Below are 11,991 nucleotides of genomic sequence, written 5' to 3' on the forward strand. Positions count from 1 at the left end.
TAAAATCTGTATCACATCAATTAATTAGGAGTCTCTTTTGAAACAGTACCTACGTTTACTTTTTCCTGTATTTTGATAAAATTGGGATCCATAATTGCCATGCGCTCAGCCAGTGCTTTATAGGTCGGAAATTTCAGGATTGAAGCCCTTCCGGACATTTCTCTATAGATCGTAAAAGACTTTCCTCCCGCTGTTTTCAGCTGTTTTGTTGTGGTGATATACCTTCCGATAAGTTTACTTTTAGCATCATAAATTTCAATATCAATAGGTGTTTTGTCCATAATGGTATCTTCCGAACCAAAACTTACCGGCAGATTGGTAAAATACCCCACCGGAACACCATTACTAAGGATCTCTCCCACTTTATTGACCTCAATATTCATCTTGTCTATTTTCTTTCTGATCGCATAAGCATCTTTTGTTTTAGCGTCCAGCTTCCTTTTCGGGACATTTGAAAAAAGCTCATCAAGATTTTTAACATTGATCCCTTTGTTATCAATGATTTTAAGATCTTTGACCGATGTAAAGACTGCAGATTTTTCTTCTCCGGAAAATGCAGAAGGTGACGAGTAATCAATTTCGATGGTTTTGTCCCTGTTATATACTCTGTTGACAATGATATAACTGTCGCGAACAGAATCCACGATGCTTTTATCAATGAATTTAATCGTATACATCGGGGTCTCTTTAAGATCCATAAACGTATATTCGCTGGATTTGTTGGAGAGCTTAGCTACCGGAATACCGTCAAGATTAATAATTCCTCTTTTGGTTTTGATATTCTGGGCATGGAGGAAAATACCCAGAACTGTAAATAATATGATTATGCCTCTCTTCATACAATCAGACTTTTACAAATAAAAAAAGTGTAACACAAAGTTACACTTTCTTGAAAATATATTTAGCTTTTCATTTAATTATTCACAAAGGATAATTCCTTTATTATGATTAAATTCTACAACACCGCTTTTGATAGCATAAGCAAAAACAGAGTCTTTTCCGGCTTCTTTAGTGAAATTTTTAGCATAAGCCTCATCAATAGAATTAGCAAAAAGCTTTACATCACCTCCGATTAAAGAAGAAACAATTCCTGCGTGGTTTTTCATGATGTGAAATTCACCATTTTTTCCAGGCAACAATACTGAGTCTACTTCTCCTTCAAAAACTACGTATTCTGGTGTTAAAATTTTTATATTCATTTTAATTTAGATTTGAAGATTTCAGATTTCAGATTTCAGACAACCTTAAAGTCTCATGTCTTGTATCTGTAATCTTTATGTCTAATTATTAAGCGTTTTCAGCTAACATTTTTTGTCCTGCTTCGATAGCTTCTTCGATGGTTCCTTTCAAGTTGAAAGCTGCTTCTGGTAAGTGATCTAACTCACCATCCATAATCATGTTGAATCCTTTGATCGTATCTTTGATGTCTACCAATGATCCTGGGATACCTGTAAACTGCTCTGCTACGTGGAAAGGTTGAGATAAGAATCTCTGAACTTTTCTTGCACGGTATACAACAGCTTTATCTTCTTCAGAAAGTTCTTCCATACCAAGGATCGCGATGATATCCTGAAGTGCTTTATATCTTTGAAGGATTTCTTTTACTCTTTGAGCACAGTTGTAGTGATCGTGACCGATAACTTCAGGAGCAAGGATTCTTGAAGTAGAAGCAAGTGGATCTACCGCCGGATAGATACCTAATGAAGCAATCTTTCTGTCAAGTACCGTAGTTGCATCCAAGTGAGCAAACGTAGTTGCAGGAGCCGGGTCAGTTAAGTCATCCGCAGGTACGTATACCGCTTGTACTGAAGTAATTGAACCATTTTTCGTTGAAGTAATTCTTTCCTGCATCGCACCCATTTCAGAAGCTAGCGTTGGTTGGTAACCTACTGCTGATGGCATACGACCAAGAAGTGCAGATACCTCAGAACCAGCCTGTGTAAAACGGAAGATGTTGTCTACGAAGAAAAGTACGTCTCTACCTTGTCCGCTTTCTCCACCGTCTCTGTAGTACTCAGCCAATGTAAGACCAGAAAGTGCTACTCTCGCTCTTGCACCTGGCGGCTCGTTCATCTGTCCGAAAACGAATGCTGCTTTTGAATCTTTCATAGCTTCTAAGTCTACTTTAGAAAGATCCCAACCTCCGTTTTCCATAGAGTGCATGAAATCATCACCATACTTGATAATACCTGATTCCAACATCTCTCTCAAAAGGTCATTTCCTTCTCTCGTTCTTTCACCTACTCCGGCGAAAACAGAAAGACCTCCGTGTCCTTTTGCAATATTGTTAATCAACTCCTGAATCAATACTGTTTTACCTACACCGGCACCACCGAACAATCCAATTTTACCTCCTTTTGCATAAGGCTCAACTAGGTCGATTACTTTAATACCTGTAAATAAAACTTCTGCTGAAGTTGATAATTGATCAAATTTTGGAGCTGGTCTGTGAATTGGAAGACCACCATCCTTAGAAATATCTTGAAGTCCATCGATAGCATCACCAACAACGTTGAATAGTCTTCCGTTTACTGCCTCTCCGATAGGCATCATAATAGGATTTCCGTATCCAATTACGTCTTGCCCTCTTTTAAGACCGTCAGTAGCGTCCATTGCGATACATCTTACTGTATCTTCGCCAATATGTTGTTCTACCTCTAAAACTACTTTTTCACCGTTTTCTTTTGTAATTTCTAACGCGTCATAGATTGCTGGAACAGCTTCCACATCTGTGAAGACAACGTCGATTACCGGACCAATAATTTGAGAAATTTTACCTTTAATTTGGTTTGCCATTGCTAAATTTTTTCTTGGTGCAAATATAGTGATTCTTCATAAACCCGCAATTGGTAAAAAAAAGATTTTTATCATGCTTTTGAAGAGATGGATGAGTTTGTCATTTACTATGTAAAATTCAATATTTATCATTATATTTAACAGCAAATTGGCAATTCACTAAATTGTTATTATTATAGTATTATATAATGTAGGATTTTTTTCAAAATTTTTCATTTTCAAATTTTCAGATTCCCTCCGTTACATTAAAAATAAAGGTTTTATATTTGCAATCAAAATTTTTCCGTTTTGAAAGTTTTCAAGAATTTTACAGATTACTCCTCACAGAAGCCTTTAGCATTGTCTTTAGGAATGTTTGACGGGGTACATCTAGGGCACAAGAGTATTATCGATGAGCTGACTAAAATAGGTACAGAAAATAATCTGGAAACAGCAATTCTTACGTTCTGGCCTCATCCAAGATTTGTTTTTAATCCTAATGAAGATTTAAAGCTTCTCAATACACTGGAAGAAAAGAAACAGCTGGTTGAAAAATATGGCATTGATAATTTGTTCCTAAAAGAATTTGATGAAGAATTCAGAAATCTGACCGGAGAAGAGTTTGTACGTCAGATTTTAATTGACAAACTTAATGTAAAGTACCTTATTATAGGATACGATCATTCCTTCGGAAAAAATAAAAGCGGAAATTTTGAGCTTCTCCAGAAATTATCAAAAGAACTTGATTTTGAGGTAGAACAGATGGAAGCAATTAATATTCATGAAAATAATATCAGTTCCACTAAAGTACGTAATGCTCTATTAACAGGTAATGTTAAGGAAGCTAACGAAATGCTGGGATACTCCTACTCTGTTTCCGGAACTGTAGTTCATGGGAAAAAGATTGGAAGAACAATCGGATATCCGACAGCAAATATTGATACTGAATCAATCAAGTTGTTACCTAAAAAAGGAGCTTATATTGTGGAAGTATTCGTAAAGGGTAATCAGTACAAAGGAATGCTGAGCATCGGAACCAATCCGACGGTAAATGGAGAAAAACTAACTGTGGAAGTTTATATCCTTGATTTTGATGATGACATTTATGATGAAAAGATTATGGTAAGTTTCAGGGATTTTCTTCATGATGAAATCAAATTTGAAGGTCTGGACAAATTGATTGAAAGACTGGATGAGGATAAAAGAATAACAGAAAAATTTGATTTTTAAATATAGAGAAAGGCTATTCGGTGGGAATAGCCTTTTTGTTTATTTTAATACTTTTAAGTAGATTTTCTGGGTTTCATTATTCAGTTTCACATTCGGGAACTGTTTGTCGTAATCAATAAAGATATCTCCTTTTTGATCTGCTTTTCCGTTTCCATCAGAATCCCAGCTTATGGTTACATAATATTTTGCAGGACCGGCAGGTTTTGGATTGATCTTGCTTCCGGCATCTTCAGGTATTGGCAGATTGATGGTGAAGGGTATTGATTTCTGTTCATATTCCTGTTCTGCAATTAAAGTAGCTGGAGCATCAGCCAGTTTTTCGTCCATTCCATATAAACTCACTTTGAGCCTTGCATTTTTAATGGTAAATGCGTCTGTTCCTGAAAATTCTAATTTAAGAGTTTCGGGATATTTTTCAGAGGCTGATACAGCAGAAGTGTTTTTTTCGGTAGTGTTCTTATTTACCGGCTTGGTGCAGCCTGACAGCATCAATGTTCCGGCTGCTGCGAATAATAAAAGGTGATTTCTCATTTGTAATTTATTTTATTAATGTCAAATATATTATTTCACCAGTAATAGATAACAAATCCCGTACCTCAATTTATTTGATGTACTATAATGAATTGACTTCATTCTGCGCTTTTTTAGTCAGGGATTTGAAAACCAGCTCGTAGGATTGATCAATGAGTTTAAAGATCAGATCTCTTTTCAATCCATCTACTGCTACGGAATTCCAGTGGGTTTTGTTCATGTGATAGGCCCCCGTGATCTGCGGATATTGCTCACGAAGCTCTGCGCTCCATTCAGGATCTGTTTTTACATTAATGGCCAACGGCTGTCTCTCAAGCCCCATTAGTAAAAACATTTTGGTGTCTACTTTCATCACGAGAGTTTCGTTATCAAACGGAAAGCTTTCTGTAACTCCTTTTTTGGCCAGGCAGTAATCTAAAATTTCGTTGGCATCCATGTTCAATATAAGTAATAAGTGATAAGTAATAGGTAATGATCAAATTAATTCTTTAATCTTTAATTCAAATTTAGTAAATTTAAGAAAGAAATAATCTTACAAAACCGCAATTATTATGAAAGCTCTTGTAATAGGTGCTACAGGTGCCACAGGAAAAGATCTTGTCAATCAGTTATTGAATGACAAAGAGTTTGATGAAGTGGATATTTTCGTTAGAAAACCTGTCGATATTCAGAATGATAAGCTGAAAGTTCATGTGGTGAATTTTGAAAAACCGGAGGAATGGAAAGAGATGGTGAAGGGAGATGTGGCGTTTTCATGTCTGGGAACTACTTTAAAAGATGCCGGAAGCAAAGAAGCCCAGAAGAAAGTAGACTTTGATTATCAGTATGAATTTGCGAAAGCTGCAAAAGAGAATGAAGTGGAAGATTATATTCTGGTATCGGCTTACGGAGCGAACCCACAGTCTAAAATTTTCTATTCTAAAATGAAGGGGGAACTGGAAGAAGCTGTAAAACAACTGCATTTCAATAAGATCACTATTTTTAAACCGGGAATGCTGGAACGCAAAGATTCTGAAAGAACCGGAGAAGTATTGGGAAGCCGCATCATTAAATTTGCTAATAAATTAGGGCTATTAGAAAGTCAGAAGCCCCTGCCAACCGATATTCTGGCAAAAGCTATGATTAATTCTTCGAAAATAAAAAGTAACGGCTATTCCAGTATCAAGCTGGGAAATATTTTCTGTTTTGCGGAGAAAAGCAATGGATAATGCTTTAACTTATTTTTTGTTTTGTTGCATCAATAATTGGCTTGATCCATTTATAATCCGGTAGTTTTTTAAGTTTCAAAATTAATTCATGGGGAATATTTTCAGTTCCGATCAATGCTCCGGCAATCTGTCCGGCAATTGAAGCATTGGTATCTGTATCTCCTCCCGAACTGATAATTTGTTTCAACATTTCTTCCAGACCTAACTCAATAATTTTGGTTGAACAGTAAATAGCGAAAGGAACTGAATTAACAACATAGCCATTATTGCCCAATTTTGATATTTCTGAAATTGAAAAATTATTTCCTGTTGAATTAATTTCAATTAATCTATCTCTTACATTGGTATCAGGAATTTCTGGAATAATAATATCAAAAAGATTATTTTTTCCATTCCAATCAGAATTGAGGATTGCTTTTATAGAAAGGAAAACAGCCAAAGCTCCAGAAAAGGCTTCATCATTTCTGTGTGTTACCTTACAAGCATCGTGAATGTTTTGCCTTGTAATATCTGAGAAAAAAGCAAAAGGAGCAATTCTCATCGCTCCTCCGTTTCCTGCGGCAAACTCTCCAATTCTGCCAGCCTGACTCCAATGAATACCGGCTTCTGTATCTAAAATTGCCTTAAGTGTAGAAGCGCCAATTCCTGTTAATTTACGGCTTCTGTAATATTCTACAAATTTATTGATAAGATTTTCAGGAGTAAAATTACCTTCAGACAAAGCTTCACAAGTTGCCAAAGTCATTTGTGTATCATCCGTAATACTCCAAACTCTTTGCTTTATATTCTTTTTTCCTAAATAATAAATCTGTGAATCATCGGTTTCAACTTCATTTTCATAGCTGCTTCCCCACGCATCTCCAATTGCTCCACTAACAATGCAAGCTTCAAACCGATCCGGAAAATCCATATAGTAATTTATTATTTCAGATACTTTGTAATAGCCACATCCGTGGGATTTGTAGTGCTTACAAAGGTGTCAATCAATTTTCCGTTTTCATCTACAAGAAATTTCGTGAAATTCCAAAGGATGCTTGTATTCTTTACTCCGTTAAGTTCCTTCTCTGTTAAAAATTTAAAGATAGGTGCTGTATCATCGCCTTTTACAGAAACTTTAGCAGCCATCGGGAATGTTACTCCGTAATTTTTCTGGCAGAAAGCCCCAATTTCAGTGTTGGTTCCAGGTTCCTGTCCTCCAAAATTATTAGCAGGAAACCCTATCACTACCAATTTATCTTTATATTGTTCATATACCTTTTCAAGATCTGCGTACTGTGGAGTAAATCCACATTCTGAAGCCGTATTGACAATCAGGATTTTTTTTCCTTTAAAATCTGCAAAATTGATTTCTTTGCCATCAAGACCTTCTACTTTGAAGTCATATATTGTTTTTCCCATAAGTTCTGTGGTTTTAGCTTTAGAAATTTCACTTTTTTGGTTGGTGCAGCTTTGCAGAAATGCCATGAAAGAAAGCAGCAGTAAGAAAATCTTTTTCATGTCTTATAATTTTATGCAGAGAACTGCAATTGAATTAAAATTTAAAAATATTAGCCGGAAAAACTTTATTGATGTCTATTCTGTTTAATAACATCACATAATCTCCGTCTTTTTTAGCACTTGAAGATTCAATTCTGAAAGGCATGATTAGGTTTCCAACTTTTTTAAAATCAGAATAGATCAATGTTTCATCTTTTTTCACTTCTTTGATCAGCATATAAGTTTTTGTATCAAAATAATACATATTCTTATTCACATTCTTGGTAAGTTCTACCTTATGACAATAGATCTCTCCTACTTTTTCTTTTCCAAGGTATTTGGCATCAAATCCTTTATTTTCCCAATCAATGAAATCATTATCGAAACTTTCCGGCACATATTCAGGATATTCCTGAAGTTTATTGGCAGCATAATTCATTGCATACCCTTTGGTACCATCAAAACCTTCAATTGCAGTTTCTTTTCCTCCGGTCGTAATCAATGTTTTAGTAAGATTTGGACGTTGCTGAAAAATTCTTATCGGATATTCATCTTTAATTCCCAGGATTACTTTTCCCTGAAGCAATACCGAGTTTAATAATTTCCAATTGGTTAACCCTCCGGATAATTCAATGTTTTTGTCAATAATTTCCTTTGCGGTCTGTCCGAATATCACATGCGAAAATATCAGTCCAAATACTAATAATAACTTCTTCATTAATTTTATTTATAAATTCAAATATAGGGGGATTTATGTAAAATTGCAAAAACGCAAAACAACTAAAAAGCCGATTTGTTTTGCTGATTCTTCTGATTTTAAATTAATTTTCGGGCTTTTTCCAGATCTTCCGGCGTATCAATGCCTACTCCAACGAAATTGGTTTCTATCATTTTGATTTTCATTCCGTATTCAAGATAACGGATGCATTCAATCTTTTCTGATATTTCCAATGGTTTCATAGCCAGTTTTGAAAACTGCAACAGCGCTTCTTTTCTGAAAGCATATACTCCAATATGTTTAAAATAGCTTACATCAAAGGAAACTTCTCTGTGAAAAGGAATTACAGAACGACTGAAATATAAAGCAAAACCATTGTTATCAGTAATTACTTTTACGTTATTCGGATTTTCAATTTCTTCTTTTTCGCGCAGCTGTATTTTTAAAGAAGCTAAAGATATTTCCTGTTGATTATCATTTCTGAAAACTTCAATCAGCTGACGTAAAGGTTCTAACTTAAGGAAAGGCTCATCTCCCTGAACATTGATGACAATATCACACTCTATATTCTGTACTGCTTCAGCAATACGGTCGCTTCCAGTCTCATGTTGTCCCGTCATGACGGCTTTTCCTCCGTTTTTTACGATTTCATCAAGAATAATTTCAGAGTCTGTGGCGACAAATACTTCATCAAACAGTCCGGTTTCCACTACATTCTGATAGGTTGTAGTAATCACGGTTTTTTCTCCTAAAATCTGCATTAATTTCCCTGGAAAACGGCTTGCTTCGTAACGTGCAGGGATAACAGCGATTATTTTCATTCAATACAATATTAAGTAATTCTTTTTAAATCAGGAGGTTTCATCCCAACACTTATAAAAGTCCGGATACACCTTTTATCCTGAGACCAAATGTAGTGAAAAGTATCTTATTTCCTAAACAAAACAAAGATTTCAGAGTTTAAAAAGAGAGTTTTACGCCTACCATATTGTATTCCCATTGGCGGGATGCAGTGAAGTTGAGACTATATTTTGTCTTTCCGATTGTTCCTTCTGAAGAAGTGTATCTGCTTTTTGATATGGTTTTTCCTATAAAATATCCCATTAATAGGGCTAATGGATAGTCTGAGGCCCAGTGAACTTTACTTTGCATCATTTGAAAGCATAATGCTCCTGCCAGTGTATACCCTACAGGCTTGATCCATTTGGCATCCGGATAGTTATCTGCAATCACAGTGATTCCAGCCATGAAGGTGGTTAAATGTCCCGACGGCATGGCATCGTAATTCGAGGTATTTTTACTGAATGCGGAGAAACTGGGAAACGGATTCCATGCGCCTCCTTTGTGTCCGTATTCTTCGGCAATAAACGGGCTTTCTCTTCCTGTAATTCTTTTAAGGGTTTGGGTGAAAACTCCGGAAAGAATTAAACTTTCCATTAAACCACTGGCGGTAGCCTGGGCTCTGTAGTCATTTTTTATCAATCCATAGGTTCCGAAACCAATTCCTAATAATACTAATGTAGAGCCATTTCCTATAAGGTACAGTGCAGATCCGACATCTTTCGGAATTTTAAATACACCTCCCACTTTATGGTAGTTATTATCTTTATCCATTCCCCATTGTTCAGCCAGTTCTCTTGAATTATCAATCAGTTTCTGGTCAAACGGCAGGAGTATTAACGTAGCGGCAACAGCTCCTCCCAGATAATAAGCATGATCTTTGGCTACGAAATCTTTATTGGTATTGATAAAGTTTCTGGGTAATTTGGTTACAAAATCCAATAATTTAGGTTTCGGATAAGTGCGGACAGATCCGTCTTTTAAAGTGTAGGTTTGTACTTTGGGCAATTCGGTTTCCTTGGGAAGCTCTTTTACCTTCAGTGTATCAACCTCTTGTGAGCATACCAATATTGAAACTGGTAAGAGTAGAAATCTCAGTTTTTTCATCGTGTAATTTTCAACTTTTATATTCGGGTGTGTAAAAGTTTCAAAGATAATCCCTTGTTGAGTATCGTGCAAAGTTGTTGTTTAACTTTTAATATTTATTTAATTTTTTGATCAAAAAATACAGATTTCAATTCAAATATTTGATCAAAAAAATAATTCCATACATCCAGGAGATGTAGAGAAAAGAATAGAAAAATCCGAATCCGAAACTTTTTAGCAAATCCCCCTTACATTTTCCGGAGTTTTTGAAAACCAATCTCAAAGCTCTGAAAAAAATCCAATACAGAATAGCTCCTAATAATAATACAGCAGACCAAAAGAAAAGACCGAAAAAATACGAAAGAAAAATAAGTAGAATTGAAATTACAATCCATAAAAGAACTGATAAAATAACACCTCCTATTCCATCACCAATTGCTGGTGGATCAAACTCAAAACCATCAAATTTTGGTGTTTTATCTGCATATCTTTGTATTCTTTCTTTGTTTAAAATATTTCCTACATTATCTTTTAATTTTAAACCAGAATAGAGTCCTATACTGATAAACAGAAAAAATGCTCCAGCTAAAACAGAGGTTGATAAGATTGAATTCTGAAACAGAGAACGATGATCTGTTTTTCCTGAAAGCCAAACACTTAAGAGTACTACTGTAATGATCACCAGCGTTGAAAAAAACACATATTTTGTTTCAAGAAAGGATTTCTGCGGAAGTTTCATGGTTTTATAGAATGTGTAAAAAACGCTTCGACTCCGCTCAGCGTGACATTGCTAATCCTAAAAGATATATTTTAACGATGTCATGCCGGGCAGAGTCGAAGCTTATAATTTTATTAGAAAATTACTTTAATTTGTTCAAAGCGTTTTCCAGTTTGGGAAGCATTACCTTGATCTCATCTACAGCTAATCCTCCTACAGAAGCACGGAACCAAGGTTCTGATTTTTCTTCTCCGAAAGCTGAGAATGGTACTAAAGCCACTCCTGCTTCATTAATTAGGTAGAATACCAGGTCTGAAGAATTTTCAAGTACAGTTCCGTCTGGTTTTGTTTTCCCTATATAATCTAATTTAATAGTAAGATAAAGAGCTCCCATTGGTTCAATACTGTCAACAGCCAGTCCTTTTCCTTTTAAATCCTGAACTCCGTTGTGAAGTACTTTTAAGCTGTTTTCAAGTTTAGCTTTAAAATCATTCACGAAAGTATCTACATTCTCTGAATTTTCATAGAATTTAGCCGTTGCTTCCTGCTCTGGTTTTGGAGCCCATGCTCCAACGTGAGTAAGAAGTGCCTTCATTTTATCAAGAATATGAGCAGGTCCGAATCCCCATCCTACACGTACTCCGGTTGCTGCAAGGCATTTTGAAATACCGTCGATATAGATGGTGTAATCTCTCATTTCCGGGAAAAGAGAAACAGGATCTACGTGCTCAGCACCGAATGTAAGGCAAGAGTAGATCTGGTCATACATTAAGTATAACGGTTTCTGATCTTCACCTCTTTTTTTGTTTTCAGCAATGACCAGTTCACAGATCTCAGAAAGTTGTTCTTTTGTAAACATGGTTCCTGTAGGGTTCAATGGAGAACACAAAGCTAATAAAACGGCTCCATCTAAGTGAGGTCTTAAATCATCAGCAGTCGGAAGGAAATTGGTTTCAGGTTTTGTTTTCACTTCTACAGCGTTGGCTGAAGTAAGATAAGCATAGTGATTGTTGTTCCATGATGGTGTAGGATAAACTACTTTATCTCCTTCGTCTACGATTGTTTTGTAAACGGCATAGATCAATGGTCTTGATCCTGCAGTAATCAGGATGTCTTCTGGAGAATAATCAAGATTCCATCTTTTTTTCAGGTCTTTGGAAACTTCTTTTCTTAAAGATAAAAGTCCGTTGGCAGGCGGATAGTTTGTCAGATTATTCTGATATGCTTTCTGAATCTCTTCCTTCAGCAATGCCGGAATAGGATAGATATTAGAATTCAGATCACCAATAGTAAGATTGGCAATTTCCGCTCCTTTTGCTTTTAGATCATTTACTTCGTTACCAATTTTTACAATTTCAGAACCGATCAGGTTCGCTGCTAATTTTGAAACTTTCACTTTTTCTTATTTT

14 protein-coding genes are annotated in these 11,991 nt (G+C 35.7%); 2 read left to right on the forward strand and 12 right to left on the reverse strand.

Translation table 11 applies throughout. The features are described 5' to 3' along the window. Window positions 1-20 precede the first annotated feature (20 nt). From RHP76_RS04325 to atpD, 3 genes are all read right to left on the reverse strand, one after another. Complete coding sequence (locus tag RHP76_RS04325; RefSeq protein ID WP_288441821.1) at window positions 21-839, reverse strand: hypothetical protein; 819 nt, start codon at window positions 837-839, stop codon at window positions 21-23. 78 nt (window positions 840-917) lie between these two features. Next, on the reverse strand, window positions 918-1,199 hold the full coding sequence (locus tag RHP76_RS04330; RefSeq protein WP_062674884.1) for a FoF1 ATP synthase subunit delta/epsilon: 282 nt from the start codon (window positions 1,197-1,199) through the stop codon (window positions 918-920). 88 nt (window positions 1,200-1,287) lie between these two features. Then, window positions 1,288-2,796, reverse strand: a complete 1,509-nt coding sequence (gene atpD / locus RHP76_RS04335) for a F0F1 ATP synthase subunit beta (RefSeq protein WP_062674887.1) — start codon at window positions 2,794-2,796, stop codon at window positions 1,288-1,290. 288 nt (window positions 2,797-3,084) lie between these two features. Here atpD and RHP76_RS04340 point away from each other — a divergent pair, with 288 nt between their 5' ends. Then, window positions 3,085-4,005 (forward strand): bifunctional riboflavin kinase/FAD synthetase, encoded by a 921-nt coding sequence (locus RHP76_RS04340; RefSeq protein WP_311229576.1) that lies wholly within the window; start codon window positions 3,085-3,087, stop codon window positions 4,003-4,005. A gap of 39 nt (window positions 4,006-4,044) precedes the next feature. On the opposite strand, the gene RHP76_RS04345 is transcribed toward RHP76_RS04340, so the two are convergent. Continuing rightward, window positions 4,045-4,536: a hypothetical protein gene (locus RHP76_RS04345; RefSeq protein WP_228432513.1), complete on the reverse strand. Its 492-nt coding sequence runs from the start codon at window positions 4,534-4,536 to the stop codon at window positions 4,045-4,047. An 82-nt stretch (window positions 4,537-4,618) separates the two neighbouring features. Then, on the reverse strand, window positions 4,619-4,972 hold the full coding sequence (locus RHP76_RS04350) for an MmcQ/YjbR family DNA-binding protein (RefSeq protein ID WP_110010219.1): 354 nt from the start codon (window positions 4,970-4,972) through the stop codon (window positions 4,619-4,621). 115 nt (window positions 4,973-5,087) lie between these two features. Between RHP76_RS04350 and RHP76_RS04355 the strand changes: the two genes are divergently transcribed. After that, window positions 5,088-5,744 carry an NAD(P)H-binding protein gene (locus RHP76_RS04355; RefSeq protein ID WP_288441817.1) on the forward strand — a complete coding sequence of 219 codons (657 nt, stop codon included), beginning with the start codon at window positions 5,088-5,090 and terminating at the stop codon, window positions 5,742-5,744. Window positions 5,745-5,748: 4 nt separating this feature from the next. Here RHP76_RS04355 and RHP76_RS04360 read toward each other — a convergent pair whose 3' ends face one another. The 7 genes from RHP76_RS04360 to RHP76_RS04390 all read right to left on the reverse strand — a co-directional run bounded on the left by RHP76_RS04360 (window position 5,749) and on the right by RHP76_RS04390 (window position 11,978). Further along, complete coding sequence (locus RHP76_RS04360; RefSeq protein WP_311229577.1) at window positions 5,749-6,654, reverse strand: ADP-ribosylglycohydrolase family protein; 906 nt, start codon at window positions 6,652-6,654, stop codon at window positions 5,749-5,751. Between the two features lie 11 nt (window positions 6,655-6,665). Continuing rightward, window positions 6,666-7,241, reverse strand: coding sequence for a glutathione peroxidase (locus RHP76_RS04365; RefSeq protein WP_062674898.1), 576 nt, complete (start codon window positions 7,239-7,241; stop codon window positions 6,666-6,668). 34 nt (window positions 7,242-7,275) lie between these two features. After that, window positions 7,276-7,938 carry a hypothetical protein gene (locus RHP76_RS04370; protein ID WP_062674900.1) on the reverse strand — a complete coding sequence of 221 codons (663 nt, stop codon included), beginning with the start codon at window positions 7,936-7,938 and terminating at the stop codon, window positions 7,276-7,278. 98 nt (window positions 7,939-8,036) lie between these two features. After that, window positions 8,037-8,759 carry a 3-deoxy-manno-octulosonate cytidylyltransferase gene (kdsB, locus tag RHP76_RS04375; RefSeq protein ID WP_062674902.1) on the reverse strand — a complete coding sequence of 241 codons (723 nt, stop codon included), beginning with the start codon at window positions 8,757-8,759 and terminating at the stop codon, window positions 8,037-8,039. Window positions 8,760-8,898: 139 nt separating this feature from the next. Further along, complete coding sequence (locus tag RHP76_RS04380; protein WP_062674903.1) at window positions 8,899-9,885, reverse strand: phosphatase PAP2 family protein; 987 nt, start codon at window positions 9,883-9,885, stop codon at window positions 8,899-8,901. Between the two features lie 127 nt (window positions 9,886-10,012). After that, complete coding sequence (locus RHP76_RS04385) at window positions 10,013-10,603, reverse strand: hypothetical protein (protein ID WP_120231330.1); 591 nt, start codon at window positions 10,601-10,603, stop codon at window positions 10,013-10,015. A 121-nt stretch (window positions 10,604-10,724) separates the two neighbouring features. Continuing rightward, the gene (locus RHP76_RS04390; RefSeq protein ID WP_062674905.1) at window positions 10,725-11,978 is read right to left on the reverse strand and encodes a pyridoxal phosphate-dependent aminotransferase; all 1,254 of its coding nucleotides are present in this window, start codon (window positions 11,976-11,978) and stop codon (window positions 10,725-10,727) included. Between the last annotated feature and the right edge of the window lie 13 nt (window positions 11,979-11,991).

This window comes from Chryseobacterium sp. SG20098 (assembly GCF_031844745.1).
Lineage (GTDB): Bacteria > Bacteroidota > Bacteroidia > Flavobacteriales > Weeksellaceae > Chryseobacterium > Chryseobacterium cucumeris.